This is a genomic window from Nitratidesulfovibrio vulgaris str. Hildenborough, from assembly GCF_000195755.1.
In the GTDB taxonomy this organism is placed as follows: Bacteria; Desulfobacterota; Desulfovibrionia; order Desulfovibrionales; family Desulfovibrionaceae; genus Nitratidesulfovibrio; species Nitratidesulfovibrio vulgaris.
In genome coordinates this window covers 2,500,843-2,527,419 of the sequence record NC_002937.3, presented here as the reverse complement: position 1 = coordinate 2,527,419, position 26,577 = coordinate 2,500,843, and the positions used below count along the sequence as shown (strand labels likewise).

Sequence of the window (26,577 nt, the reverse complement as noted above, 5' to 3'; positions counted from 1 at the left end):
TGTTCCTCTGGTTTTCCCTGCGACCTGATGCCGCTAGGGCCTTCTCCGGCTGCTTCGGCTGACCAGCCTTGCCCCTCATGGTGCGGGGCGGTACAATCAGCCATACGCCGAGGTGGCTTGTGGCAGCATATCGTCATCGTATCTCCGATTCCCCGCCGGAAGACGGCACAGGGCTTCCAGCGCACCTTGCTGTCGCCCGTCCAGAAGGTCATGGGCAGGCGAAGGGCATCCTTCCTGCCCACAGGGACATGCCGGAAGCGGGGGGCGTCAGCGTGCCCGTCGTAGAGATGGATGCGTTGGCCCTTGCGGCGGGAATGCAACAGGGCGTGTGCGTAGCCGTGGACTTGCGCCCCTCTTCGGCGTGGGAAGGCGGGCACATCCCCGGTGCGATACCGTTGCGGGATGCCGGGCTGTTCCGCTGGTTGCCGGACTTGTTCGCACGGTATGCGATGCAGCGGCGTCTTGCCCGCCTGCTGCGGCGTCATGCCGGCAGTATGCTCGTGTTCTGCAGTGAGGCGGCTGCGACCTGCCCCGATGCGGGACGGGGCTGTCTTTCCACGAACAGTCCTCCCCCCGGCCGGGGCGGCCCTGTGGAGGTCGGCAGCACCCTCGCGACGGGCGCGATGGGCGCGACGGGCTGTCCCTGTCTGGCGCATAGATGGCTTGGGCAGGCGTTGCTGCTCGGGGCCCGCAATGTGGCGATGCTCTGCGGTGGCATGGCCGCATGGCGTGCAGCGGGGTTGCCGTTGTTGCATGGACGCGCCGCGGGGGACATGCGAGGGCGGTGCACCGGGGCAGGGTGAGTCCTGCGACGGTGACGCGTGGCGTCGCCGAAGGTCGTGAAGGGTACAGGCGCGTCAGCGAAAGGTCTGCCGATGCGGTGACTGTGATACCGCCGGGGTACGTCCCCATGTACTGCTGTCGAGTGCCGCCGTCGGGGGGCTGCCGTTGGCGTGATGTCGTCGGTGTGATGTCGTCGGTGTGATGTCGTTCGGATATCACCTGAGTGGGTCGTCGGTCGGCCCTTACCCGTGAGGCCTTGCCGCTGACAGAGGGCAGCTGGCATCCCCGGAGTCCGAATCCCGCAATCCGTGCCGTGGTGCACGACAACACAACAGAGGGCGTCCGACGATGGACACGATGGTGTCATGGGGGGATGAGTGATGTCTGTGCCATCGCGGCAGGTGAGAACGACGTTTCTTGTTCTCTGGCTGGTCTCCATCGGAGTTGTCGTGGCGGGGTCGTTGCTGCCGGTGCCCGACGGCCCGCCGGTGCCGCACATCGACAAGGTTGAGCACCTGATAGGCTATGCATGGCTGGCGCTGTTGCCGTGGGCGGCGTTCACCCGCCCGGTTGCGGCTTCGTACGCCTCTCTCGCCATGGTCCTGCTGGGGGGCGGTATCGAGGTCGCGCAGCATTTCGTGCCCGGTCGCTTCGCCTCTCTGGCGGATATGGCGGCGAACGCCCTTGGCGTGGCTTGCGGCTGGTTTGCCGGAAGACGGCAGGCGCGGGATGGGTGGGCTGCCTTGCGTCGGAGACTCGTCCGAATCTGTACCAGTGCGGATGACATGTCACGGCGGTGACCGGCGATGGCGAGGCAGGGGCGTCGGGCACGACGCAGTCTCGCCTTCGACACGCGGCGAAGCCTGACAGGGCGACATGTCCGCATCTGCCGGTGCGGTGATACCTTTGACAGTGTCCGGCGGCAGTCTGCCAGCGGACGATACCCGCATCAGGATGCCGCGCGGTGCGACCCCACTCCTCCTTCTGGTCACACGGTGTCGCGCACGTCATGACGGTGCGTCGGGCCGCCAACCGGACGGGCGGGCTGAGAGTGAACGCCCCTCCCCATCCTTGCGTGGCGCTTCAGCCCCTCACATCGTTCCAAGGCAGCAATACCTCACGCCAGCATGACCTCTCGCCGAGAGACGACAGATGAGACAGGAAGACCTCCGCCGGTGGCGAAGGTCTGTCTGTTGTCAGGGCCGTCAGCCGCGGCCATCTGTCTGTCTGGTGTCCTAGAGGTAGTGCGGGGGAGGCCCGTTGTCCTCTCCGCCATCATCCGAAAGCAGCAGCATGAGGCTGCGCAACTTGTCTTCGCTTGCGGCACAGCGCTTCTCCAGTTCATCGAGTTGACGTTGCTGGTCGGCGATGACCTCGTTCAACTGGGTGATGGTGTCGTCCTGGAAGTAGAGCGTCTCCTCAAGTCGCGCCAGCCGTTCCTCCACGCTTCTGCTCATGCTCCCTCCGAGGTGTTCTGTGCCTGTTCGGCGAGGTGCCGCACGATGGCGAATTCCTCCGGCGTGACGGGTTGCACCGAAAGTCGACTTCCCTTCTTCAGCAGTTCCATGCCTTCAAGACCGGCGACGCCCTTCAGCGCGGCACGGGGCAGGGGCGTGACAAAGCGCTGTACCAGTCGCACGTCGACCATGTCCCATCGAGGGGCATCGGGAGTGGATGCGGGGTCGTAGTGATCGTTCTCCGGGTCCCACGCGGTGTGGTCGGGGTGGCTTTCGCGCACGACCTCGACAATGCCTGCGATCTCGGGGTTCTTTCCGCTGTGATAGAAGAAACCGAGGTCGCCCTTGCGCATGGTACGCATGAAGTTGCGGGCCTGATAGTTGCGAACGCCATCCCATGACGAGGTGGCGTCGGGCGAGGCGGCAAGGTCGTCCACGGAGAAGCAGTCCGTTTCACTTTTGAAGAGCCAGTAGTTCATGGCGTGTTCCTGTGGTCTGTATGGTTGCGGCTCATGGGCCGCACCCTAGCATGAGGGGGCGGACGAGCGCCAGCACCCGGTGCTGCGCCACGGGTGTCGATGCTTCAAGGAAGAGCAACCGACCGGAGTGGTGTGCTGTGTGGCCTTGAAGTGCGACGCAGGCGCAGGCTTTGCGGTGACGCGCTGAACATGCGGGGGCATGATGGCGGCATGGACATGGCGCATGGGATTCGCCGGTATGGGCCTGCCGGTATGGCGTTGCAGGCCATTCGCCGGTGTCTGCCCTCATCTCTCCCGTCCGTCTTGCAAGCGGGGTTCTCGCCTTCGCGTCAGGGGCCCTGTATCCAGTGTTCCAGCAGCGGTGGCGTGGCGAAGGTGGAAGGTGGCAACCACGCGCATGCGGACGTGAGTTCGACGCCGCGCTGTATCACCGAGACGGGTCTGTCCGCCGAGACGACGATGACCATGAGGTCGTCCTTGTTGGCGGTGAAGCGCAACGCGCTGTTGAAGCGTGCACCGCGCGCCCTGTTCTCTCCGGCGACCGAGAGTCCGTCCATGAGACATGCGAAGCCGTGCAATGCACCGTCACGCCTGATGTGCAATGCACCGTCGACCTTCGCCAGCGCACAGGCAAGGCTCAGTCCTTCGTCGGTATCGAGGTCGACGGGGGTGACCAGCGACTGCCCCGCCAGAGTGCGCGGCGGTGTTCCGAGGTCGATGATGAGTGCGCAGCCGTGCTTGCGGTCTTGTGCGCACTCGACGATGCGCAACGCCACGCGGCGCAGTTTCTGCTGTTCTTCGGCCGTGCAGCGGGCTTCGAACAGGAATTCTTCGAGGTGGACGAGGTTGGGGCGGCGGTCGGAAGAGTGGAACGAACCGTCTGAGAAGCTGCATACAAGTTCGGCATCCAGCCAGAGGAAGCCGTGCCGCCCCCTGTAGTCTGCGACGATGGTGCAGGGAGGCAGCTTCTCGCGCGTGATGCCGGTTATGGAGACCCCGTCAGAGACGAGAATCCTGTCCGACCCCGTGACGGATTGCAGCATCTTGCGGCAGTGGCGCAGGTTCGCCAGAAGGGGCCGTTCGTGCGCCGGAAACCGGGCGAGGTAGTCGAGTCGCTCACACCATGCCGGTTCGATGAAGGCGAGTCGTCCTTCGGGCCATGCGCCTTCCTCGCGGGTATGGGAGATGCCCAGCACCGCGTCCAGCGTGGGGTAGACACGCAGCTTCGTATCCGGTCCCATGGCGCGGTTGCGCTGGTCGACAATCCAGTCGCGTACGGCGTGAAGGGCATAGCCTTGCAGCAGAAAGGCCGAGACTCCGGCACGCAGGCTGCCCACTGTGCCGAGGTCGAGGGAAAGCTGGTTGGCGGCGTATTCAAGCCAGCAGCGCGTGGGGCCGGTGGAGCACATGCCGGGGTGCTCTTCGGTGAACCAGACCTGAAGCCACGTGTGCCGGGTACGGCAGGCATGGGCGATGAGCCCCGTCAGTTGCGGGTCGGGCAGGGGGTGCTGTTCGTGGGGCGAGATACCTCGCATGGGCGGCCCCGTGAGCATCCAGTCGATGTGGTCGAGCATGGTCTCGCGCAGGCGCGGTTCGTGGTCTCGCAGCAGGTTCTGGGGGTCGTAGACGCGAAGATGGTCGCCCCGTTTCAGGGACATGAGCAGTGCCACGCGGCTGGTACCCGAAAAGTGCGAAAGCCCCTGCCGTAGGGCGTCCATCGCATGGGCGAGGCATAGGCTGCGGTATATCCTGCTCATGACACTCCCTCGCAGGTTCCGTGTCCCTCTCCGGGCTTGGTCAGGGACGCGGCGTCCGGCGCATGTTATCCCTGCATGTTTCACCAGCGATATACGGAAGATGCGTATATGACAAGCCGGGGGAGACTGTCGTCCCGCCCGTCCGGGTGTCTGGCCGGTACATCGGGTGAGCCTGCCCGCCCGGAGTGTTCGCACCGGACGATGGTGGAGGCGATGAACCCTCGGGGCGAGCCAGGCTTGTCGGCCCGAAGGGCTGCCGGGCCGGGGCTTCCGCGGGGTTGCGCATCTAGTGGCGCGCACGGGCTGACCGGGTTACACTGCGTACAGGTCCATCGTCTGTTCAGGAGGAGTGATGGCACGGTCATCCGTCTTTTCGGGCAAGCGCAAGTTGCTGCCTTTCCGTGCGGGTAGGCGAGGGGTCGGGCCGTCGCCCCCGCAGCGGTTGCCTGTCCTTGAACGCATCGTGCGGCGCTTCGCCCGTGGCGCCGCCACCCGGCTTTCGGCCTACACCGGCACCCCGTGCGTCGTGGAGGTGGTGTCGGTGTCGCATCGCCCCTCCGGTTTCCATGAACAGCCCGGATGCCAGCATGACGCGGAATCCGCTGGGCATCAGCAGGATGTCGCCGTCCGGTCGGGAAGGGTGTTGTGGCATATGGCGGCGGTGGTTCCCCTCGATGATGTCGTCTGCCTTGCGGTCGATGAGGGGTGGGTGGACACTGTGGCCCGCCATGCCCTCGGTGCGGGGGGGATGCCGAAGGGGTGTGCCAGCTGGCCGCCGTCGCAGGTCGTCATGGCGGTGTGCGGGCATTTCATGCGTGCGGTCCAGCTTGACCTCGAGGCGGCCTTTCTGCCGTTCTTCGAGATAGAGACCGTGGCGGAGGGCGAACTCGCATCTGCCACATCCTTCGGGGAGGGAGGGGGCTGGCAGGCCGTGTTGCGCCTTCTGTGCGGTGCCGAAGAGGCATGCTGGCACCTGTGGTTCCCTGACGGGCTGCTTGCCCCCCTCTATCCCCTGTTCGAGGATGAGTCGTTGCACGTGGTGCCCATCGAGGCCGAGTGCCCGGCGCAGATGGTGGACGCCCTGCTCACCTTGCCCGATGAACACCTCGTCGCCCGCATCGACAGGGCGCACCCGCAACTGGGGGCTGTGCTGCTGGCGGCATGTCCCGTCCGTCGCCGGACGCGTCTGCTGCCGCTGCTTGCACCGGAGATGGCCGAAGAGGTTCGCCGGCGCATGGCGCGGCGGAGTGGACCGTTACGGGTGTTCACAGCCACCGAGAGGTTCGTGGTACGTACCCTGTCCCTTGGTGAAAGTCATACTGTGCAGACGCTGGGAGTCATGACGCCCGGTGCGGCGGCGGCCTTCGTCAGGGCGCTGGCAGGGCTTGAACCCCTGTTCGCGGAACAGGTCGAGGCGGTACTGCGGCAGGACGGTGCCATGGTGACGGCTGTCGAAGCCCTCGTGACAGGAGGCGAAGCGGAGGCAAGGCGGTTGCTGATGCGTGCCTTCTCACCGGAAAGGGTGCGCGAAGTCGTGGCGCTGGTGGAACAGGCTGGAGGCATGGCAGGCGGTCCTCACACGCCGTTCACGGGCTTCGGCGGTGTTCCGCCGTTGGCGCTGGGGCGGGTGCTGTCTTCGGCCGGGCTGGCGGTGACCTTCGCCGTCTGCACGGCGCTGGTCCGGCGCGACCCGCGTCATGTGGCGGCGGTGCTGGGCGCGTTGCCACCCGAAGCCGGGGGGATGGTCCTTGCCGCGCTTGGGCGCCCATCGGTGGGGGGAGGGCAGGACGCCATGCTCGTGGCCGAGACCGTCCTCACGGATATGCTGGGGGCGTCGCTGCCGCTGCCGGTCACGCCCGACCTCGCGGCTGATGGTTCCCACGAGATGGAAGGAGGCCCGGCCAGCGTGATGGCGGCCCTGCTGCGGCATGGCGTGGCCCCGCTTCGCGAGGCGGCCCTTCGGGCCTGCCGTCGTGAACGTGCGTGGGGGCCGGAGACCGAGGTCGGCCGCAGACCGCACAAGGAGACAAGTGTCCCGCACGCTGCTGTCGATGGCGGAGACCCCGCCGGGGCAGGCGTCGCCACGACGCCGGACACCGGGCAGGATACCTAGGACGCCCCGGATTATCGCGCAGCCCGGATTATCGCGCAGCCCGGATTACCATGTCGCCTGCATGGCATGCACTCGCACGGCTGCGGCGTCCTCGGGGCGCTGGATGGTACTCGGTCGGCACAGGCCTGCTGCCTCTGCAACGCAAGAAGACGGAAAAGACGCATCGGCGGTGCGCCGCACCACGCGGTTCAACGTCAGCGGCGGGGCGGCCTCTTGCTGCCCCCCTTCCTGCCCTCCCGGCGCTCTTCGGCGTCGGCCCTGCCTCTGTTCGCGCCGCCATCCGGCCTCGCCCCGTTGCGCCTGCCACGGTCGGGCCTGTCTTCATCGCGCCTGCCGCCCCTCCTGTCACTTCGTCCACCGTCATGCCTGTTGGCATTTCCGGTGTCACGGTCGGAACGATGCGGCCGTCCGTCCCGCGTTCCGGCCTTGCCGCGTCCAGTCTCACTCTGTCTGGCATCGCCCCGGCGGCGGTTGTCGGCGTCACGTGAGGGGGGGCGTCCTGTGTCGGGCATGAGGATGCCGTGCTGGCGCAGGCGCTCTGCGTCGGTGCGGGCCACGGGGATGGGGTTGCCCTCCGGGTCGATGCCTGCCGCGTACATGGCGGTAGCCACCGTGCCCGGTGTGGGGATGAAGCACTGTACCTGCTGCGGCGACCAGCCCCGCGCCTGAAGCCAGCGTGAAAGCGTGCGCATGTGGTCGTCGGTGCAGCCCGGAAAGGCGCTCAGAAGGTACGGTACCACATACTGTTCCTTGCCCGCCTCGTCGGAGAAGGCCGCGAAGGCCTCAAGGAACTTCTCGAAGACCGGAAGTCCCGGCTTGCGCATGTATTCGAGCACTTCGTCGCAGATGTGCTCCGGGGCGACCTTGAGCTGACCGCCGGTGAATTCCATGGTGTAGGCGCGCAGTGCCTCGCCTTCGCGCAAGGCGAGGTCGAAACGGACGCCGCTGGCCACGCGTACGTTGCGCACTCCCGGCGTGTCGCGCACTTCCCGAAGCAGCCGCACTGCCTTGCGCTGGTCGACCGCAAAACCTTTGCAGACGGAGGGGAACATGCAACTGGCACGACGGCATTTGGCGGGGTTCAGCGTGCAGCGGGCCTGCCACATGTTGGCGCTGGGGCCGCCCACATCACTGATGGAGACGCCCTTTCGCGCAGCGGCAGCGAGGTCGCGTGCCTCCGCGAGGACAGAGTCACGGCTGCGCGAGGCGATGCGTCGTCCCTGATGGAGGGCCAGCGAACAGAACGAACATCCGCCGCCGCATCCCCTGTGGGTGGTGATGCTCGTGCGTATCATGTCCGCGGCGGGCACGGTCTCGCGGTATGAGGGATGTGCCTCGCGGGTGAAGGGGAGCGCGTACAACCTGTCGAGGTCTTCAGAGGACATGGGCGGGGCGGGGGGGGCCATGATCACGGCGCGACTCCCCACAGGCTGGATGGCCCATGCGTCGCCGCGATGGACATGACGTTCCTGCTGGAGGGTCGCCTCCATGAGCAGGCGTACATCGGCGGAGATGTCCTCGTGCGAGGGCAGGCGCATGATTGATGCGCCCTCGGGCATGTCTGACTCCGTGCCGACCCATGCCGTACCGCCGATGCCATGCAGGGCCTCTGCCGCCGTGGCGGCCCCACCTTCGTTCATGGCCGCGTCGTACCGGGCCGCCGCCTCGCGCAGGGCGTATTCGCCCATGCCGTAGACGAGCAGGTCGGCCTTGGCGTCAAGCAGGATGGAGCGCCGTAGCGAGTCCGTCCAGAAATCGTAATGTGTGGCGCGCCTGAGCGAGGCTTCGATACCCCCGATGACGACCGGAAGTCCGGCGAAGGCCTGCCGCAGGAGGTTGGTATAGACGATGACCGCCCTGTTGGGACGTGCACCGGCCTTGCCGCCGGGGGTGTAGGCGTCGTCGTGGCGTTTCTTGCGGAAGGCGGTGTAGTGGGCCAGCATCGAATCGATGGCCCCGGCGGCAATCCCCGCGAAGAGTCGGGGCCTGCCCATGCACAGCACATCTTCCGGCGTGTTCCAGCGTGGCTGCGCCACGATGCCCGTGCGGTAGCCGTGGGCCACCAGCCAGCGTCCGAGAAGGGCGGCGGCGAAGGTCGGGTGGTCGACGTAGGCGTCGCCGGAGATGAGCAGCACGTCCAGCGCATCCCACCCTATGGCGTGCATCTCGGCACGCGACATGGGCAGGAAGCGGGGCTGGGCGAGGGGGGTACGAAAGCGGAGCGTGTCGGACTGCATCCCTTCAGTATAGGTGTACGAAGGGTGGGAAGCAAGCAGGTTGCCATCGCAGGGCGAATCGCTCAATATGCCCGGGATGACATACGACCAACGCACGGAAAGCACGGGGCCGCAAGTGAAGGATGAAGCCGCAGGTTCCGCAGAGGTACAGGCCCTGCGCGAACGCATAGCACGCCTTGAGGATGAGAACCGGTTGCTGCGCCTGTGCGCGCGTTTCGAGGGCCCTGCACCCGGTGAGGCCCTTGGCAGCCTGCTACCCGAAATCATCGCACCCGCTTCCGACGCCCCTCTCGTCTACGCCTATGTGAGCGATATGCAGACGCATGAACTGCTCTTCGTCAACCGCTCGCTGACGATGGCCGTGGGCGCATGGCAGGGCAGAAAATGCTATGAACTGCTGCAGGGGCGGGACACGCCATGTCCGTTCTGCACGTCGGGCAGACTGCAACGCAATCCCGAACGCCCGGTCGTATGGGAGTGGCGCAACCCGCGGCTTGGACGGTGGTTCCGCTGCATCGACCGCTGCATCCACTGGCCCGATGGCAGGCCCGTGCGCTACGAACTCGCCGTCGACATCACGGACATGCGTGAGGCGCAGGAGGACCTTCTGCGCTTTCGTGCCGCACTGGACGCCTCGGCCGAGGCCATTTTTCTCGTCGACCTCGAAGAAGGCCGTTTCCTTGATGTGAACAGTGGTGCCTGCACCATGCTGGGCTACGACCGTGACACACTGCTCGGCCTTGGCCTGTGCGGCATACGTCGCAGCATGGCAGCGGACGGCTGCCGCCAGATTCTGGACAGCATCGCCGCCGGGGCCGTTCTCGAGAACGTCGAGACGGTCTACCTGCACCGGGATGGGACCTTCGTGCCCGTGGAAGTGGGCGCGCGCCTTGTCGACCGCGTGGGCGGGCCGCGCCTCGCCATCATGGTGGCACGTGACGTGTCGGAGAAGCGCAAGGCTCGCAGGGCCATGGAGGTGCGTTACCTCTATGAGCACGTGCTGTCGTCCTGTGCACGCGAGTTGCTCTCCCGGTCATGTTCCGAGTCGACCCTCGTGGGGGTGTTGGGCGCATTGCGTCAGGGAGCGGGGGCTTGCAGGGCCTATATCTTCGAGAACTATGAGGATGCCGAAGGCCGGCTGTGCTGCTCGCAGCGCTATGAGAGTAGCGCGCCGGGTGTGCGCCCCGAACTGGACAACCCGGCGCTGCAGAACATCATCTATGCGTCGGAGGCTCCCAACTGGCTGCATGAACTCCGCAAGGGGCGCGCCGTGGTGGGCCCTGTCGCAGACCAGCCGCTGCCGGAGCGTGACGTGCTTCAGGCGCAGGGCATACGTTCGCTGCTTGTCCTCCCCATCTTTGCCCGTGGGGTATGGTGCGGCTTCGTCGGCTTCGACGACACCCGCACGGAGAGGACATGGCAGGGGGGCGACATCCTCTTTCTCCAGACCGCCAGCGAGATTCTCGGCGCCGCGCTCGAACGCCACAGGGCAGAGGCCGAACTCGCCGCGTCGCACCAGCGGGCCGAAGAGGCGAGTCGGGCCAAGAGCGTGTTTCTCGCCAACATGAGCCATGAGATACGCACGCCGCTCAATGCCATCATCGGTCTCACCGAACTGACCCTTCAGGAACCCATATCCCAAGGCGTGGGCGAGAACCTGCGGGGCGTGCTGCATAGTGCCGAGGCGCTGCTGGCTGTGGTCAACGACCTGCTCGACCTGTCGCGGGTCGAGTCCGGAAGGTTGCACCTCGAGAGCGTGGAGTTCTCTCCCTCGCGGCTTGCGCGGGGGGTTGTGCGGCTCATGACCCATGTCGCCGACCGCAAGGGGCTCGACTTCGAACTCTACATCGCCCGCGATGTGCCCCCCACGGTGACCGGCGACCCGGCAAGGCTTCGTCAGGTGCTGCTCAACCTTGTGGGCAACGCGCTGAAGTTCACCGACGAAGGGGGCGTGAGCCTCACGGTCACCCCTTGCATCTGTTCCACCGACACAGGGGGGGGTATCCTCAAGGGGGGCAATGGCGGTGTGCGCGGATTGCGGTTCACGGTGACGGACACGGGCATCGGCATCCCGCCGGACAGGCAGGCGTGCATCTTCGAATCGTTCGTGCAGGCCGATGAAAGCACGGCGCGTCGCTTCGGAGGAACAGGGCTGGGGCTCGCCATCTCTCGCAGGCTGGTGGAGATGATGGGCGGCAGGCTTGAACTGCGAAGCGAACCGGGCAAGGGCAGCGAATTCTGGTGTGATGTGCCTTTCGCTTCAGAGGGTGCGGCGCGGGATGGCATCTGCGAGGTCGCTTGCGTTGCCACTCCTGATGCCCCTTCTGGTACCGGAAGACGCCCGGAAGGGCGCGGGGCGGGTGACAGACGGCTAGAGGCGGCACCCTTGCGGATTCTCGTCGTCGAGTCGGACCCCCTGTGCCGCAGGGCCATGGTCAAGAGCCTCGGCAGACGCGGGCATGCAGTGACGGCCCTGTCGGCATTGTCAGAGGCCGCTGAAGTGCTGGTGGCAGAACGCCATGATGCTGTCGTGGTCGAGGCGACTCCCGGTGCGTGGGCTTTTTGCGAGTCCCTCCGTCAGGGGGGATATGGCGCGAACAGGGCGGCCTTGCCCCTGGTGTTCATCTGCGATGGCGATACGTTCCTGCCCGAATCGGTGGAACCTCTGGCCGCTCCCCATGCGTTGCTGTCACGGCCTGTCAAGGGGCGAGCCCTGTGTGAAGCCGTCGAGCATCTTGCAGGTGCCGATGCCGGGCAGCCTGCATCCGAGCGTGTGGCATTGCCGGAAGACGTCCCCCTGTTGCAGCCGGGGGCATTGCTGCTGACCGCCCCCGATGCCCAGATGCGGTTCGTGCGGCAGGTTCCCAGTCTGCGTGAGAGCCTGTGGTCGGCCATGGACAGGGGAAGCCGCGTCGAACTTGCCTCGCTGGCGCATCTTCTGCGTCATGAGGCCGAGGGAATCGGCGCCTTGCGCCTGCAGGTGCTGGCTGAACGGCTCGAGGACAGGGTTCGCATCGGGGCGACCGAAGACGCGCGCCCGGTCTTCATGCTTCTCGCCGATGCCCTCAACCAGCTTGAGCACGACCTGCGCAAACTCGTCCCCGCACTATCCGAGGACTGAAAGCCGTCAGCCACGCGGCTGACTGACGATAGTCGAGATGCCGCGCTGCCACCGACCTTCCGTCTGGTCCGCCAGTGTGTGTCCGGTGCGGGCAGGGGGAACCTGAGGCAGGCTGTGGCGGCATCCCTGCGCGTGCGCGTGTACGGACGAGGAGACATCAGGAGACAGGCCCGACCGGAGTCCTGTTTTGTTCCGTACCGCCTCGTTTTTCATGTCTTTCCAGAGAACCGGTGCAGGCGGCACACGCCTGCGACGTGGTTCATGACGAACACGAGAAGGGGACACCGTACGGTGTCCCCTTCTCGTGTTGACTGATGCGGTTGCCGGTGCGGGGCTGGTTACTACTTCTTCGGGGGGGCGACCATCGGCATGGTCTGGGGAGAGGGGGTGTCACCGGTCTTCTCTCCGGCCTTGGGGGGCATCACCAAGGGCATTCCCGAAGGCGGCATGCCGGATGGCGGCATGTTGCCGGGGGGCATTCCCTGCATCATGCCTTCCATGGACTTGCCTCCCATGCCTTTGCCCCCTTCGCCGTGGCGTGACCTGAAGCCGTGCCACTCGTCGTGGGTCATGGAACCGTCGCCGTCCGTGTCCACGGCGTCAAAGGCGGGTTTGCGCATCTGCGGATAGGCCTTCTGGAATTCCTCCCAGCTTACTACGCCGTTTCCGTCTGTATCCATGGTGCCGAACTTGTCGTCTGCCTGTGCGGAGGTGGCGGCTGCAAGAATGATGGCCGCCGTAAGGAGCATGCGTTTCATCGGTCCTCCTGTGATTCGCGCGATGGCGCGTCGCCTGCACATACCAGCAAAGGCCGGGAGTGTGAAGGCTATGTGCGGGCCGAAGCGCGACTTCGAACAGGGGCTGTCGGCCGTCTTCACATGTCGATGGGCGCGATGAGGGCGGACATCGGGGGATGCGCGCCCCTCGCCGGAAGGCCGAGTCTAGAGGCGTGTTGCCACCTCGTCCCAGTTCACGAGTTTCTCGAAGAACGCCTTCACGTAGTCGGGGCGCTTGTTCTGGTAGTCGAGATAGTAGGCGTGCTCCCATACGTCGATGGTCAGCACGGGGGTGAGGCCCTGCGTCATCGGGTTGTCTGCATTGCCCGTCTTCATGACCTTGAGCACCGGCTTGCCGTTCTCGGTTCCCTTGGCCAACCATGCCCATCCGCTGGCGAACTGGGTTTTCGCCGCTTCAGACAGCTGCTCCATACAGGCTTCCACAGAACCGAACGATGCCTTCAGGGCATCTGCCACCTTGGCGGGGGGTGTCCCTCCGCCTCCCGGTTTCATGCCTGCCCAGTAGAAGGTGTGGTTCCACGATTGCGCGGCGTTGTTGAACAGACCCGCCTTGGCAGGGTCGCCCGCCACCGACTTCACCACGTCTTCGAGTCTCATGGTCGCCATCGGAGTGCCCGCCACGGCCTTGTTGAGGTTGGCGTAGTAGGCCGCCGTATGCTTGCCGTAATGGAACGAAATGGTACGGGCGCTTATGGCCGGTTCGAGGGCCGTGTCGGGATAGGGCAGGGGCGGCATGGGAAAGGCTTCAGCCTCACCTGCGGCGTGTGCGACTCGTGCCCCGAAGAAGGGTACTCCAAGCGTGACGACGGCGGCTGCGGCGCACAGGCCCATGAAGGAACGACGCGTGACGTTGCAAGGCATGGCTTTCTCCTTTCCGGGACGCGGATGCCCCGGGTTGAAAATGGGAGATGTGGCATCCACAGGATATCGGGGTGGATTCCGTTCAGCATAGCACGGTATCCTCACGGTGCAATACGGGGGAGAAGCCCCCCGGCACATGTTCAGACGGGAATCTGCCAGGGGGGCGTTGCATACCTGCTGTGATGTGGGCACAATGGACATGATGTGCCTGTTGCACCGGCAGCAGCGTTGCATGTCTTGATCGTCCGGGGGAACATGGACACCGGGGGAGGGCAGGTGAAGAACTGCTTTCGTATAGGTTTGCTGGCCCTTATGGTGTCTGGCCTTTCGGTCATGGGATTCGGTACGGACGCTTCGCGGGCGGAATCGACCTCACGTCCCGTCATCGCCACCGCCGACCCGTGGCCGCCCTATGCCGACCCGGCACACCCCGCCCATGGGCTCACGCTTGAAATCCTGTCACTGGCACTGGGGCGGTCGGGCTACACCGTGACCATGGTCTATCTGCCATGGGTGCGGGCCGAACAACGCCTTGAACGCGGCGGGGTGGACCTGCTCATCAATTGCTGGCGCACGGAGGCACGGGCAAAGCGCTACCTGTTCAGCCGACCTTTTGCGCGTAACAGACTGCTCTTCATGCAGCGTGCCGGAGAAAGCTTCGTCTTTGCGGGACAGGAGAGTCTGAAGGGCAAGACCGTGGGGACGATAAGGGGCTATGGCTATACCGATGCGTTCATGGCCGACACCTCCATCAGGCGTGAGGAGGTGACCAACTTCAAGGATAACGTACGCAAGCTCGTTTCCGGCAGAGTCGACCTCATCATCGAAGACGAACTCGTGGCCCGGACGCAACTGGAACAGTTGCCGGCAGACCTTGCCGGACAGGTGGCGTTCATCGAGCCTCCTCTTGTGACCAATGACCTTTACGTCGTCGCCTACCCGGACAACCCCGGTGCGCAGGACATCATCCGGGCCTTCGATGCAGGACTCGCGGCCATGATAGCCGACGGGTCGTATAAAGCACTCATGGAGCGTTATGACGCCGCAGAGAGTAGAGTCGACCGCTGAACGACCGTCTCGCAGCTGTCGCCGGTGAGGGAAGCCACGCTCGAAGGGCGGTATCAGATGCCAAGGCCCGTGGTTGGGTTCCGTGGTTGGGTTTTACCTCGTCCTGCGCAGAGGGGGCCGTATGGGATGCACCCTGCGCCCACGCAGCGTCTGACATCTTTCTGTCCGTAGGCTGCTTCATGCATCGGTCATCATGCATGTGTACGGCACCCCGGCGACATGACGGAGGGGATGATGTCGCACCATGCGGCGTCATGCCCCCTGCCATCTTCCGGCATTGCACGTTTTTTTCTTCACCCCGTGGCAGGTGTGGCGTAAAGTGGAAGCGCAATCCCTCTACCGAAGGAGAACGCCATGTCCAGTGATGCCGGATTGCTACACGGGCCGTTCTGGGGTGTGAGTGCTCGGGTGCTGCTGCCTGCGCTTCTGGTCGAAGCGGCAGGGGCGGTGTGCACGGTATGGGCACCGGACCTGTTCAGTCTGGGGCTGTTGCCCCGATATGTATGGTTTGTCCTGGGCTGCCTGCTCTTTGTCGCGGGGGGCGTCTGTATCAGGCAGGCACGCCATGAGGTGCGCCGTTCCATCCGTGACGGGACGTTCCCGAGTGAAGGCCTGTACCGCTATACGCGCAATCCCATGGAGGCAGGGTGGATTTTCGGCATCCTGCCGGGGGTGGCACTGCTTGCCGGGTCGTGGCTCATGCTTGCCGGGCCTGTGACGGCGTGGGCCGTGTTCCGCGACGCCGTGGTCGCAGACGAGGCCATCATGCTAGCCAGATACGGTGAGGCATGGCGCAGGTATACCGTGCGCGTGGGACGTCTCGTGCCCGACCCCGGACGGCGCGCGCGTGACTAGTATCCATGCTTCAGGGCTGAAGCCCTCTTCACGGTGCCCCTTGAGTCGCCGCTGTTGCGCATAGACCGGTGACGGTATCGGGGAGGGACGGTGCCAGCCGCGTTGTTCCGGCCGAGTGGTCCGGACGAGTTGTTTCGGCTGAATGACGGCACCGTGTGGTCTCCCATGCCTTCACAAGCTTGCATGGCCATGGTTGTGCACGCGTGTGGTTGCGGGCTTCGCGAGACTCGTCCGGGGTGTTTTGTCCAGCCATCTATGTTTTTTCTGGCATATGTGGCATTTCGACCCAAACGGTCTCTGCTGGTGCATCATTTTGACCATGTCATGACAACGTATTGTCATCATGGTCTTTTTTTGTTTCGTGAGTGTCGTGTGGGCTGCCTGTCGCCTGAAAAGAAACACCGGCAGGGTGGCCCATGCCCCGAAGGATACAGCGAATCATGTTATACTAATGTATAACTGTATGTATTTCATGGAAAACAGTGTTTGGCCCCTTCCTTGCTTAGATGATGGTGAAGAATGTTCGCGGGGTAGTCGTACTCCGCGATGACATCGCTAACCCCAACTCAGCGAGGTAGGCAGTCATGGCAGTACAGGAACAGGTCTACGGTTTCTTCATTCCCCGGGTGACCCTCATCGGCATCGGTGCCTCCAAGGCCATTCCTGAAAAGATCAAGGCGCTTGGCGGGTCGAAGCCGCTCATCGTCACCGACATGGGCATCGTCAAGGCTGGCATCCTGAAGCAGATAACCGACCTTCTCGACGCCGCGAAGATGGCCTACAGCGTGTATGACGAGACCATCCCCAACCCCACGGACGACAACGTCCACAAGGGTGTCGACGTCTACAAGAAGAACAAGTGCGACAGCCTCATCACCCTCGGTGGCGGCAGCTCGCACGACTGTGGCAAGGGCATCGGCCTCGTCGTCGCCAACGGCGGCAAGATTCACGACTTCGAAGGCGTGGACAAGTCGACCCAGCGCATGCCCCCCTACCTTGCGGTCAACACCACGGCAGGCACCGCTTCGGAGATGACCCGCTTCTGCATCATCACCGACACCAGCCGCAAGGTGAAGATGGCCATCGTCGACTGGCGCGTGACCCCGAACATCGCCCTCGACGACCCCCTGCTGATGCTCGGAATGCCCCCCGCACTCACCGCGGCCACCGGCATGGACGCCCTGACCCACGCCGTGGAAGCCTACGTCTCCACCATCGCCACCCCCATGACCGACGCCTGCGCAGAACAGGCCATCACGCTCATCGCCACCTTCCTGCGCCGTGCCGTTGCCAACGGTCAGGACCTCGAGGCCCGCGAACGCATGTGCTTCGCGCAGTACCTTGCCGGCATGGCCTTCAACAATGCCAGCCTCGGCCATGTCCATGCCATGGCGCACCAGCTTGGCGGTTTCTACGACCTGCCGCACGGCGAGTGCAACGCCATCCTGCTGCCCCACGTCTCCAAGTTCAACCTCATCGCCAAGCTTGACCGCTACGCCCGCATCGCACAGCTGATGGGCGAGAACATCGCCGGTCTGTCCACGCGTGAAGCCGCCGAAAGGGCCATCAGCGCCATCAAGTGCCTGTCCACCGATGTGGGCATCCCCGCCGGTCTGGTGGCGCTTGGCAAGCGTTACGGCAAGGACGTCAAGGCCGCCGACATCGCCATCATGACCAAGAACGCGCAGAAGGACGCCTGCGGCCTGACCAATCCGCGTTGTCCGACGGATGCTGACGTCGCAGCCATTTACGAAGCGGCCCTGTAAGGAGTACAGACAGAACCGGGCGTGGGTCGTCTGCCAGTAGCGGCGTTACACCACCTCACGGTGGCGTGAAGATTCACCGCCCTCTCCGCTAGCGGAGTGAACGCATCGGCCCAGACCGGTTTTGGCAATGTCCCTACTTGTGCTTCCGGAAGCTGCGGGAAGGTGGACTCCAGACCCTTCCCGCAGCGTTATCCGGGGCGCGCAACCGCAACGTGCCGGGAAACGACATGGACGTGACCAACCTTGAGACTGCCCGCGACGAATCCTTCATCCATGCGGTGATGGAAGAGAGCGGGCAGGATCTTTCGCACTGCTACCAGTGCGGCAACTGTACGGCGGGGTGTCCGTGTGGGTTCGCCTATGACATCCAGGTCAGCCAGATCATGCGCAACCTGCAGGCGGGCAGAAAGGAGAAGGTGCTGAACAGCCGTTCCATATGGCTGTGCCTGTCCTGCTCCAGTTGTACGACCCGTTGTCCCAACAACATCGACGTGGCAAGGGTGATGGACGTCCTGCGGCACATGGCCCGCCGTGAGGGCAGGGGCGCCGAGAGATGCGTGACCACGTTCTGGGACGCCTTTCTGGCTTCGGTACGCAAACACGGGCGGGTCTATGAACTCGGGGTCGTGGCCAACTATGTGGCCCGCACCGGGCGTGTGCTGACGGATATCGACCTGCTGCCGCGCATCGCCCCCAAGGGCAAGCTGTCGCCCCTGCCGCACGGCATCAGGGGACGGGACGAGATCGCCCGCATCTTCCAGCGCTTCGAGGAGGAGAGGACGCGATGAATCTCGCCTACTATCCCGGCTGTTCCGGCCTTGGCACCTCGCGCGAGTACGAACGGTCCACCCGTGCCGTCTGCGCGGCGCTGGGGGTGGCGCTTACGGAGATTCCCGACTGGAGTTGCTGTGGCTCGACCCCGGCCCACGCGCTGGATCATACGCTGTCCGGCGCACTCTCGGCGCGCAATCTCGTGGGGGCCGCCCGTGCGGGCTGCGAGGCCGTGGCCACCCCATGTCCCAGTTGTCTCTCGAATCTCAAGACCGCCCGTCACCGCATGGCCGATGACGGTTTCAGGGCCGCGGTGGGGCGCCTTCTCGACGAGCCCGCCGATGCGCTCGCCACACTGCCCGATGTCCACTCCATGCTCGAGATGCTGGTCACGCGCGTGGGGCTTGACGCCATCCGCGCCAAGGTGCGCCGTCCCCTCGCCGGGTTGCGCGTCGCCCCGTACTACGGGTGCATCATGACCCGTCCCGCCGACGTGATGCGCTTCGACGACCCGGAGAACCCCACATCGATGGACGACCTGCTCACCGCGCTTGGGGCGGAGGTCGTTCCCTATCCCTACAAGGTGGAATGCTGCGGGGCTTCGTATGGCGTCGCGCGTAACGACATCGTGGCCCGGCTTTCCGGCCGGTTGCTCGGGGCCGCGCGTGACGCGGGGGCCCACGCCGTGGTCGTGGCCTGCCCGCTGTGCCAGATGAACCTCGACCTGCGCCAGCCGCAGGTCACATGGCCCGGTGGTCACGCCATGGACATGCCGGTGTTCTACTTCACCCAGCTTCTGGGGCGTGCCCTTGGGGTGCCCGAGAGCGAACTGGGGCTTGAACAGCTGTGTGTCGACCCGGCCATCGCCTTCCGCCGTGCAGAACAGGCCCTTGCGGCGCGCGAGGCTGAAAAGGCCGCTGCCGTACGTTCCGGCAAGGCGACGACGGTCAGGGCATCCGCTGCCGCCGGGCAGGACGGGCCAGACGAGGCCGGACGGGCCGAAGGGGGCAGGGCATGAGAATAGGTGTTTTCGTCTGTCACTGCGGCAGCAACATCGGCGGCACCGTGGACGTGCCCGGTGTGGCCGACGTCGCACGTGCCTACCCGGATGTGGTCTTCGCCTCGGACACCATGTACGCATGCTCCGAACCGGGGCAGGCCGCCATCGTCGACGCCATCCGCGAGCATGCGCTGGATGGCGTGGTGGTGGCGTCGTGCACACCACGGATGCACGAACCCACCTTCCGCCGCACGGTGGAGAGGGCAGGGCTCAACCGCTACATGTTCGAAATGGCCAACATCCGCGAGCATGTCTCGTGGATAGGCAAGGACCGTGAGGCCAACAGCAACAAGGCCGCTGAACTCGTCCGCATGGCGGTGGAGAAGCTGCGCCTCAACGCGCCCCTCTACCCCAAGTCGTTCGACGTGACGAAGCGCGTGCTCGTCATCGGTGGCGGCGTGGCGGGCATTCAGGCGGCCCTCGACTGTGCCGACGGCGGCGTCGAGGTGGTGCTCGTCGAGCGTGAATCGACCATCGGCGGCAAGATGGCGAAACTCGACAAGACCTTCCCCACCGTGGACTGTTCGAGTTGCATCCTCGGCCCCAAGATGGTGGACGTGGCGCAGCATCCCAACATCCGCCTGTACGCCCATGCCGAGGTCGAGAGCATAAGCGGCTATGTGGGCAACTTCACGGTGAACATCCGGCGCAAGGCCACCTATGTGGACTGGGACCTGTGCACCGGCTGCGGCCTGTGCATGGAGAAATGCCCCAGCCGCAAGTCTCCCGACGCCTTCAACGAGCATGTGGGCGTCACCACCGCCATCAACATCCCCTTTCCGCAGGCCATTCCCAAGAAGGCGATCATCGACCCCACGGCGTGCCGCCAGTTCGTGAAGGGCAAATGCGGTGTGTGCGCCAAGATGTGCCCCACCGGTGCCATCCGCTACGACATGGAGGATGAGATTGTCGTGGAGGACGTGGGTGCCATCGTCACCGCCACCGGCTACGACCTCTTCGACCATACCCGCTATGCGGAGTACGGCGGCGGCCGGTATCCCGACGTCATCACCTCGCTCCAGTACGAACGGCTGCTCTCGGCATCCGGCCCCACGGGCGGGCATGTGCGTCGTCCCTCGGACGGCAGGGAACCGAAGACCGTGGTGTTCATCCAGTGCGTGGGGTCGCGCGACCGTTCGGTGGACCGTCCGTATTGCAGCGGTTTCTGCTGCATGTACACCGCCAAGCAGGCGGTGCTGACCAAGGACCACATCCCCGATTCGCGCAGCTATGTCTTCTACATGGACATCCGTGCACCGGGGAAGATGTACGAGGAGTTCACCCGTCGGGCCATGGAGGAGTACGGCGTGCAGTACGTGCGCGGCCGGGTCTCCATGATCGTCCCGCAGGGCGATACGTATCTGGTGCGCGGTGTGGATACGCTGATGGGTGAGCAGGTGGAGGTGCCCGCCGACCTCGTGGTGCTGGCAGTCGGTGCCGAGTCCTCGCGCGGTGCGCCGCAACTCGCCGAAAAGCTGCGCATCTCCTACGACAACTATGGTTTCTTCATGGAAAGCCATTGCAAGCTGCGCCCTGTGGAGACCAACACCGCAGGTGTCTACCTCGCCGGTTCGTGTCAGGGGCCCAAGGACATCCCGTCCTCGGTGGCGCAGGGCAGTGCCGCAGCGTCCAAGGTGCTCGGACTGTTCGCGCGCGGAAAGCTCGAGAGCGACCCGCAGATATCGCAGGTCGACGTGCGTCGCTGCATCGGCTGTGGCAAGTGCATCACCACCTGCCCCTACGGTGCCATCGAATGGATGGAACTGCGCGGCGAGACCAAGGCCCGCGTCATCGAGACCGTGTGTCAGGGCTGCGGTATCTGCACGGTCACCTGCCCGCAGGGGGCCATCCAGCTTCAGCACTTCACCGACAATCAGATTCTCGCGGAGGTCAACGCACTATGCCTGTCCTGAAGGGGAAGGAACTCCGCGTCGTAGGGTTCCTGTGCAACTGGTGTTCGTACGGCGGTGCCGACACCGCCGGGGTGGGCCGCTTCTCGCAGCCCACCGACCTGCGTATCGTGCGCGTGCCCTGTTCGGGGCGCGTCGATCCGCTCTTCATCATCAAGGCCTTGATCAGCGGTGCGGACGGAGTGCTCGTCTCCGGCTGTCATCCGCGCGACTGTCACTACAGCCACGGCAACTTCTACGCACGGCGTCGGCTTGAGACGCTCAAGTCCTTCCTGCCCGCCCTCGGCATCGACCCGGAACGGTTCCAGTACACGTGGGTGTCGGCATCGGAAGGGCAACGCTGGAAGAACGTGGTGTCGACCTTCGTGGAGAAGGTGCATCAGCTTGGGCACGCCCCGCATATCGAAGATGCCGTGCCGTACCTGCCCCTCGCAGCGGCGGGGGATGCGTTGCGTGCCCCGCTGCGTCCTCTGGCGTATCCGCCTGCGGGTTCTCTCGCCCAGTCGCTTGAGCGTCTGCGCGAACGGATACGTGCCGCCCTGCCCGAACTCGATTGCGTCATCGGCTGGCAACAGGGGTACGACGCCCTGCACGCCACGCCGCTCTTCATGCGCAAGCCGGAAGACGTGGACAAGCTCACTTGGGGGCCGCTCAACGTACATAACCTCGCCACCTACCTGCCGCAGTTCAAGAACCGCAAGGTGGGGGTGGTGGTGAAGGGCTGCGACAGCCGGTCGGTCATCGAACTGCTGCAGGAGAAGCTCATCGAACCCGACAATGTCCGGGTCTTCGGTATGCCCTGCGAGGGCGTGGTCGACGTGACGCAGGTGCAGAAGGCACTGGGGACCGACGATGGCGGCGACCATGCCGGCACCGCGCCCGCATCGATGTCGGTGGAGGGCGACGTGCTGACCGTGACGGGGGCTACCCCCGCGCAGCTGAAACTTGCCGATGTGGTGGCCGAGAAATGCCGCACCTGCGACACCCCGTCGCCCCTGCTGGGCGAAGTGGTGGAGGGTGTCGCATCAACCCCTGCCGGAGCACCTCCGGCGGCTCCGCCCGGTCTGGATGCGCTGGACGCCATGACGCCCGAACAGCGGCGCGGCTTCTGGCGCGGTCAGATGGAGCGCTGCCTGCGCTGCTACGCCTGCCGCAACGCCTGTCCCATGTGCGTGTGTCGTGACCAGTGCATCGGCGAAAGCCGCGACCCCCACTGGACGACGCAGGAAGGCAACGTGCGCGAGAAGCTCCAGTTCCAGATCATCCACGCCCTGCATCTCGCCGGGCGCTGCACCGAATGCGGCGAATGCCAGCGGGCATGCCCGGTGAACATCCCCGTTCTGGCCCTGAAGCAGTGGATGAACCGTTCGGTGCGTGACCTGTTCGACTACCGGGCGGGCATGGACGTGGAGGCGGTGCCGCCGCTGCTGTCGTTCGCCGTGGAAGAAAAGAACATCAAGGAGCATGGGCTGTGATGAGCTTCGCACGTTACATCGCGCGTGGTGAACTTGCCCGCGCCCTCGACCTCATGGCCCGCGGTCGCGTGGCCTATGCGCCCCGCAGGGAGGCCGACGCCGTCGTCTTCCGTCCCCGTGCGGAGGGTGAGGAACCTTTGCTGGCCCGCGCCACCGTACCGCCCAAGGGGATCATCTTCCCGCAGAGTGAGCGGCTGTTCGCCTTCATTCGCGAGAAAGACCCCAACGACCCCGGTCACACCACGGTGCGTCTCGACGCCACGGCGGACATCCCCCCGGCACTGATATTCGGTGGTCGCCCGTGCGACGCGCGCGGCTTCCACATCTTCGACCGGGTGTACCTGAACGGCCCTCACCGCGACCCGTACTACGCGGCGCGGCGGGACGCCACGGTGGTCGTCACGCTGGCATGTGCCAAGCCCTGTTCGACCTGCTTCTGCCACTGGACGGGGTGCGGCCCTGCCGATACCACGGGGTCGGACATCCTGATGACCCCTGTGGAAGGCGGATTCGTGGCGCAGGCCGTCACGCCGCGCGGTCAGGAAGTCCTTGAGGGCGCAAGCCTGCCCGAAGCGGGGGCCGACCGTGTGATGGCGGCAGAGGCCGTGCACACGGCCACGCTGTCTGCCCTTGAGGCGCAGAATCCCGCCCCCGACCTCTCGACCACCCCCCGGCGTCTGCGCGAGCGCTTCGACGATTCGGGCTTCTGGCGCGCCATGTCCGACAAGTGTCTGGCGTGCGGGGCATGCACCTATCTGTGCCCCACCTGCTACTGCTTCAACATCACCGACGAGAACGACGGCGGAGACGGCATGCGCGGCAGACGGCTGCGCAGCTGGGACAACTGCATGTCGTCGCTGTTCACCCGTGAGGCCAGCGGTCACAACCCGCGCATGGGCAAGGCCCTGCGCCTGCGTAACCGCGTGGGCCACAAGTTCTCGTACTATCCCGACCTGCACGAGGGCATCGTCTCATGCAACGGCTGCGGCCGCTGCATCACCGGTTGCCCCGTGTCCGTAGACATCCGCGAGATGGTGGTGCGCGCCACCGAACCCAGCGAGGAGACCCCCAATGCCTGACGCCATCACCCCTGAAGCGGGCGCGCATGTGACCACACTCGGGTCGGGGTTCACCGACAACCCCTATCTGCCCGATGTGGCCACGGTGCTTGAGACCGTGCAGGAGACCCCGGCCATCAAGACCTTGCGCGTACGCATCGACGATGCGGCACGCATGGACGCCTTCCGTTTCAACCCCGGTCAGGTGGGGCAGCTTTCGCTCTTCGGCGTTGGCGAATCCACCTTCGTCATCAACTCGCCGCCCACCCGCATGGACTATCTCCAGTTCAGCATCATGCGCGCTGGCGAGGTGACGGCGGCCCTGCATGGCCTGAAACCCGGGGACAAGGTGGGCGTTCGCGCCCCGCTGGGCAACTGGTTCCCCTTCGAGGACATGCGCGGCAAGGACATCGTGTTCGTGGGCGGTGGCATCGGCATGGCGCCGCTGCGGACGCTGCTGCTGTACATGCTGGACAACCGCGCCGACTACGGCAACATCACGCTGCTGTACGGGGCACGCACCCCCGGCGACATGGCCTTCCGCGACGATGTGCAGGACTGGCTTGGCCGTAGCGACATGAACACCACGCTCACCGTGGACCAGGCACCGGACGACTGGCCGCACCGGGCGGGGCTGATTCCCCACGTGCTGCTCGACCTCGCGCCGTCCAACGCCAACAGCGTGGCCGTGTTGTGCGGCCCCCCCATCATGATCAAGTTCACGGTGGAGGCGCTGAAGAAGCTGCATTTCGCCGACGAACAGATCATCACCACGCTGGAGCGGCGCATGAAGTGCGGCATCGGCATCTGCGGGCGTTGCAACATCGGCACCAAGTACGTGTGTGTCGACGGGCCGGTGTTCTCCTATGCCGAGTTGAAGGAACTGCCCAACGAGTTGTAGCCGCGATGCAGGGCTGTCCCCTGCTGCCGTCTGCCATCCGGCGCTCGCCGTAATCTGGCGGCGGGCATCGACGCCGGCCGGGCAGGGCGGGTAGCCGGGGGAACATGCCATCCATGCGGGGAGCGATGCCGGGGGCGGAGCGTAAACTCCAGTGATGGCGACAGCCGGGACCGTCAGGCATCGACAGCACAGCACGAATCGTGAAATCCACAAGCCCCCGGCGCGGGTCTGCCGCGTCGGGGTTCGAGGGAGAGACCATGGCCGAGTTCTTCAATGCCGCCGATGTCACCGCTGCAGCCATCCGCATCGAACAGCGCGGTCAGGACGTGTACCGTCAGGCCGTGGCAATGACCACGAATCCCGAAGTGCGGGCGTTGTTCGAGCACCTCGCCGCCGAAGAGGCCAAGCATGAGGCGACGTTCCGTGCCATGGCCGACAGGGTGGGACCCGTCGAACTGCCCGCATGGAGCATCGCCGCAGAGTATGTCGAATACCTGCATGCCCTGCTCGATTCGCACGCCCTGTTCACGCAGTCCGGGACGCTGACCTCGCTCAAGGGCGCGGCCGACGACCATGCCACCGCCTTGCAGATGGCCATTCAGTTCGAAAAGGACACGCTGCTGTTCTTCACCGAGATGCGCAACCTCGTGCCCGCCAGCGAGAAGGCTGCCGTGGATGCCTGCATCGACGAAGAGCGTGCCCACCTGCGGGCACTCACCGCCATGCTTGTTCAGGCGAAGCGCAGCTAGTCTGCGTCCGGCTGCGCGGCACGCCGCGGGACGTCGGTTCTCCTCCCCATTTGGCAGTGGAGGTGTCCATGTTCCATTCGTCCTCTTTTGGCCTCGAATATGGTGATGATGCCGCTTCTACCCCGTTGGCGCGGCCCTTCGGCACATCCGTGACCGGGGGGCTTGCGGCATGGAATCCAGCCGACGAACGTAGCTTCGGCGACCTCATGTCCGCATTGTTCCTTGCCTCGGACCTCTTCGCCGCCACGTACCTTCGGGGTGCACGGGCGGGCTGCCGAAGGGGCAATCCGCTCGTGCCCTCTGCCGCCGTCGCCTGTGAGGGCCCATGGCTTGATCAGGGCGACCTCGATGTCTACCTCGCTTGCGTGTCGTTGGCCCTGCGTCAGGGGGCGCGTACGTCGCGTCTGCGCTGTCATGTGGAAGAGGCGGCGCGGCTGGCAGGCATGGGGGGCCGGACAGGGGCGGTGCGTTTCGCCAACCGGCTGAAGCGTCTGCATGAGGCACGGATGGAATACGGCGACGACCGTTTCGCGGCACAGGTGCAGCTGTTGTCGTCTGTCGTGCATGACGTTGCCTCCGGGGGATTGCGTATCGACTTCGGGCACGAGTTCTTCGATGCCTTGCGCCTGTCTTCGGGAACAGCGCGCTTCATCGCAGACAGGGCGGCCCTCGGGCGTGATGCACTGGGCAAGTGGCTGCTCGGTGTCGTCTGGACCCTGCGCGACCCCTGTCTCATCGACCTGCAACGTCTCCGCGCCCTTGCCGCCAATGATAAGGGGCGGGATATTCAGCAACTGTTGCAGGAATTCGCCCGACGTGGTTATATCCGCGACATGGTCACCCGTTCGGATGGATTGGTGATCGTCAGACCGGGACGGCTTGCCGGAATGGGAGGTGTCTGCGGAGGGAGCGAGGGACGTACATCTCCCGTATGCCATCTGCTCACCTAGGGTGAGGCGCGGGACGGTTCGCATTTTCTCCCACCTTTCGCACTTCATGTGCCCGGAGACCCCGTGTCGCCGATGTGCCCCTGTGTCTGTGGTGTTGCCCCTGTCCTGACATCCTCGATATGCAGGATGCCAGAGTGTATCGAGGATTCCGGGGGCCCATGGTCAGACTACCGGGTGCACCGGGAGCATCGGGATAGGGCGACATCTGGCAAGGCGCGTCCGGTACCGCATTGCACCGGGCCTGCAAGCGCAGGACGCCTTTGGCTGCTGCGGTACATCCGCGTACAGGTACGGCGAGGCGCAGGCACCATCCCGGAGATTCATGACGCCGACACGGGGTCCATGGTCTCCGCTTTTGCTTCACGGTTTCACGCAGGCCAAGGCGGGGCATAGACCGGGACGTGGGCAC

Annotated in this window: 21 protein-coding genes; 15 read left to right on the top strand and 6 right to left on the bottom strand. The window is 65.1% G+C overall.

The window, feature by feature from the left end:
• Positions 1-119 precede the first annotated feature (119 nt).
• Both DVU_RS11335 and DVU_RS11330 read left to right on the top strand, forming a co-directional pair.
• Positions 120-803 (top strand): rhodanese-like domain-containing protein, encoded by a 684-nt coding sequence (locus tag DVU_RS11335; protein WP_014524516.1) that lies wholly within the window; start codon positions 120-122, stop codon positions 801-803.
• 360 nt (positions 804-1,163) lie between these two features.
• Complete coding sequence (locus DVU_RS11330) at positions 1,164-1,583, top strand: VanZ family protein (RefSeq protein WP_011791844.1); 420 nt, start codon at positions 1,164-1,166, stop codon at positions 1,581-1,583.
• A 435-nt stretch (positions 1,584-2,018) separates the two neighbouring features.
• Here the strand turns inward: DVU_RS11330 and DVU_RS11325 are convergent, their stop codons facing one another.
• The 3 genes from DVU_RS11325 to DVU_RS11315 all read right to left on the bottom strand — a co-directional run bounded on the left by DVU_RS11325 (position 2,019) and on the right by DVU_RS11315 (position 4,476).
• Entirely contained in the window at positions 2,019-2,240 is a 222-nt protein-coding gene (locus DVU_RS11325) for a SlyX family protein (protein WP_010939689.1), read from the bottom strand.
• A complete protein-coding gene (locus DVU_RS11320) occupies positions 2,237-2,719 on the bottom strand; it encodes an EVE domain-containing protein (RefSeq protein WP_010939688.1) in 483 nt (160 codons plus the stop codon). Before DVU_RS11320 ends, DVU_RS11325 begins: the two co-directional genes overlap by 4 nt.
• Positions 2,720-3,048: 329 nt before the next feature.
• Positions 3,049-4,476: a DNA integrity scanning protein DisA nucleotide-binding domain protein gene (locus tag DVU_RS11315; protein WP_011791846.1), complete on the bottom strand. Its 1,428-nt coding sequence runs from the start codon at positions 4,474-4,476 to the stop codon at positions 3,049-3,051.
• Between the two features lie 352 nt (positions 4,477-4,828).
• Between DVU_RS11315 and DVU_RS11310 the strand changes: the two genes are divergently transcribed.
• Positions 4,829-6,589 carry a hypothetical protein gene (locus tag DVU_RS11310; RefSeq protein ID WP_010939686.1) on the top strand — a complete coding sequence of 587 codons (1,761 nt, stop codon included), beginning with the start codon at positions 4,829-4,831 and terminating at the stop codon, positions 6,587-6,589.
• Positions 6,590-6,783: 194 nt separating this feature from the next.
• On the opposite strand, the gene DVU_RS11305 is transcribed toward DVU_RS11310, so the two are convergent.
• Positions 6,784-8,826: a YgiQ family radical SAM protein gene (locus tag DVU_RS11305; RefSeq protein ID WP_010939685.1), complete on the bottom strand. Its 2,043-nt coding sequence runs from the start codon at positions 8,824-8,826 to the stop codon at positions 6,784-6,786.
• A gap of 115 nt (positions 8,827-8,941) precedes the next feature.
• Here DVU_RS11305 and DVU_RS11300 point away from each other — a divergent pair, with 115 nt between their 5' ends.
• Positions 8,942-11,947: an ATP-binding protein gene (locus DVU_RS11300; RefSeq protein WP_164928138.1), complete on the top strand. Its 3,006-nt coding sequence runs from the start codon at positions 8,942-8,944 to the stop codon at positions 11,945-11,947.
• 341 nt (positions 11,948-12,288) lie between these two features.
• On the opposite strand, the gene DVU_RS11295 is transcribed toward DVU_RS11300, so the two are convergent.
• Complete coding sequence (locus tag DVU_RS11295) at positions 12,289-12,705, bottom strand: EF-hand domain-containing protein (protein WP_010939683.1); 417 nt, start codon at positions 12,703-12,705, stop codon at positions 12,289-12,291.
• Positions 12,706-12,888: 183 nt separating this feature from the next.
• Positions 12,889-13,605 carry a superoxide dismutase gene (locus DVU_RS11290; RefSeq protein ID WP_014524514.1) on the bottom strand — a complete coding sequence of 239 codons (717 nt, stop codon included), beginning with the start codon at positions 13,603-13,605 and terminating at the stop codon, positions 12,889-12,891.
• A gap of 276 nt (positions 13,606-13,881) precedes the next feature.
• Between DVU_RS11290 and DVU_RS11285 the strand changes: the two genes are divergently transcribed.
• From DVU_RS11285 to DVU_RS11235, 11 genes are all read left to right on the top strand, one after another.
• A complete protein-coding gene (locus tag DVU_RS11285; protein WP_014524513.1) occupies positions 13,882-14,673 on the top strand; it encodes a transporter substrate-binding domain-containing protein in 792 nt (263 codons plus the stop codon).
• 354 nt (positions 14,674-15,027) lie between these two features.
• Entirely contained in the window at positions 15,028-15,528 is a 501-nt protein-coding gene (locus DVU_RS11280; protein ID WP_010939679.1) for a methyltransferase family protein, read from the top strand.
• Positions 15,529-16,112: 584 nt separating this feature from the next.
• Positions 16,113-17,294, top strand: coding sequence for an iron-containing alcohol dehydrogenase (locus DVU_RS11275; protein WP_010939677.1), 1,182 nt, complete (start codon positions 16,113-16,115; stop codon positions 17,292-17,294).
• A gap of 227 nt (positions 17,295-17,521) precedes the next feature.
• Entirely contained in the window at positions 17,522-18,082 is a 561-nt protein-coding gene (locus DVU_RS11270; RefSeq protein WP_010939676.1) for a 4Fe-4S dicluster domain-containing protein, read from the top strand.
• A complete protein-coding gene (locus DVU_RS11265) occupies positions 18,079-19,083 on the top strand; it encodes a CoB--CoM heterodisulfide reductase iron-sulfur subunit B family protein (protein WP_010939675.1) in 1,005 nt (334 codons plus the stop codon). The genes DVU_RS11270 and DVU_RS11265 overlap by 4 nt, the downstream gene beginning before the upstream one ends.
• Positions 19,080-21,038, top strand: a complete 1,959-nt coding sequence (locus DVU_RS11260) for a CoB--CoM heterodisulfide reductase iron-sulfur subunit A family protein (protein ID WP_010939674.1) — start codon at positions 19,080-19,082, stop codon at positions 21,036-21,038. Before DVU_RS11265 ends, DVU_RS11260 begins: the two co-directional genes overlap by 4 nt.
• Entirely contained in the window at positions 21,026-22,510 is a 1,485-nt protein-coding gene (locus tag DVU_RS11255; RefSeq protein WP_010939673.1) for a hydrogenase iron-sulfur subunit, read from the top strand. The genes DVU_RS11260 and DVU_RS11255 overlap by 13 nt, the downstream gene beginning before the upstream one ends.
• A complete protein-coding gene (locus tag DVU_RS11250; protein ID WP_041722705.1) occupies positions 22,510-23,589 on the top strand; it encodes a 4Fe-4S dicluster domain-containing protein in 1,080 nt (359 codons plus the stop codon). Before DVU_RS11255 ends, DVU_RS11250 begins: the two co-directional genes overlap by 1 nt.
• Positions 23,582-24,469 (top strand): FAD/NAD(P)-binding protein, encoded by an 888-nt coding sequence (locus DVU_RS11245; protein ID WP_010939671.1) that lies wholly within the window; start codon positions 23,582-23,584, stop codon positions 24,467-24,469. The genes DVU_RS11250 and DVU_RS11245 overlap by 8 nt, the downstream gene beginning before the upstream one ends.
• A gap of 257 nt (positions 24,470-24,726) precedes the next feature.
• On the top strand, positions 24,727-25,218 hold the full coding sequence (locus DVU_RS11240) for a ferritin-like domain-containing protein (protein ID WP_010939670.1): 492 nt from the start codon (positions 24,727-24,729) through the stop codon (positions 25,216-25,218).
• Between the two features lie 68 nt (positions 25,219-25,286).
• A complete protein-coding gene (locus DVU_RS11235) occupies positions 25,287-26,168 on the top strand; it encodes a hypothetical protein (RefSeq protein ID WP_014524512.1) in 882 nt (293 codons plus the stop codon).
• Positions 26,169-26,577 lie beyond the last annotated feature (409 nt).

Bases quoted from the DNA above. Each gene is read 5' to 3' on its own strand.
- DVU_RS11260 (WP_010939674.1), top strand. From the start codon at position 19,080: ATGAGAATAGGTGTTTTCGTCTGTCACTGCGGCAGCAACATCGGCGGC.
- DVU_RS11270 (WP_010939676.1), top strand. From the start codon at position 17,522: ATGGACGTGACCAACCTTGAGACTGCCCGCGACGAATCCTTCATCCAT.
- DVU_RS11240 (WP_010939670.1), top strand. From the start codon at position 24,727: ATGGCCGAGTTCTTCAATGCCGCCGATGTCACCGCTGCAGCCATCCGC.
- DVU_RS11290 (WP_014524514.1), bottom strand. From the start codon at position 13,605: ATGCCTTGCAACGTCACGCGTCGTTCCTTCATGGGCCTGTGCGCCGCA.
- DVU_RS11235 (WP_014524512.1), top strand. From the start codon at position 25,287: ATGTTCCATTCGTCCTCTTTTGGCCTCGAATATGGTGATGATGCCGCT.
- DVU_RS11310 (WP_010939686.1), top strand. From the start codon at position 4,829: ATGGCACGGTCATCCGTCTTTTCGGGCAAGCGCAAGTTGCTGCCTTTC.
- DVU_RS11280 (WP_010939679.1), top strand. From the start codon at position 15,028: ATGTCCAGTGATGCCGGATTGCTACACGGGCCGTTCTGGGGTGTGAGT.
- DVU_RS11305 (WP_010939685.1), bottom strand. From the start codon at position 8,826: ATGCAGTCCGACACGCTCCGCTTTCGTACCCCCCTCGCCCAGCCCCGC.
- DVU_RS11255 (WP_010939673.1), top strand. From the start codon at position 21,026: ATGCCTGTCCTGAAGGGGAAGGAACTCCGCGTCGTAGGGTTCCTGTGC.
- DVU_RS11265 (WP_010939675.1), top strand. From the start codon at position 18,079: ATGAATCTCGCCTACTATCCCGGCTGTTCCGGCCTTGGCACCTCGCGC.
- DVU_RS11320 (WP_010939688.1), bottom strand. From the start codon at position 2,719: ATGAACTACTGGCTCTTCAAAAGTGAAACGGACTGCTTCTCCGTGGAC.
- DVU_RS11275 (WP_010939677.1), top strand. From the start codon at position 16,113: ATGGCAGTACAGGAACAGGTCTACGGTTTCTTCATTCCCCGGGTGACC.
- DVU_RS11315 (WP_011791846.1), bottom strand. From the start codon at position 4,476: ATGAGCAGGATATACCGCAGCCTATGCCTCGCCCATGCGATGGACGCC.
- DVU_RS11245 (WP_010939671.1), top strand. From the start codon at position 23,582: ATGCCTGACGCCATCACCCCTGAAGCGGGCGCGCATGTGACCACACTC.
- DVU_RS11295 (WP_010939683.1), bottom strand. From the start codon at position 12,705: ATGAAACGCATGCTCCTTACGGCGGCCATCATTCTTGCAGCCGCCACC.
- DVU_RS11250 (WP_041722705.1), top strand. From the start codon at position 22,510: ATGAGCTTCGCACGTTACATCGCGCGTGGTGAACTTGCCCGCGCCCTC.
- DVU_RS11330 (WP_011791844.1), top strand. From the start codon at position 1,164: ATGTCTGTGCCATCGCGGCAGGTGAGAACGACGTTTCTTGTTCTCTGG.
- DVU_RS11325 (WP_010939689.1), bottom strand. From the start codon at position 2,240: ATGAGCAGAAGCGTGGAGGAACGGCTGGCGCGACTTGAGGAGACGCTC.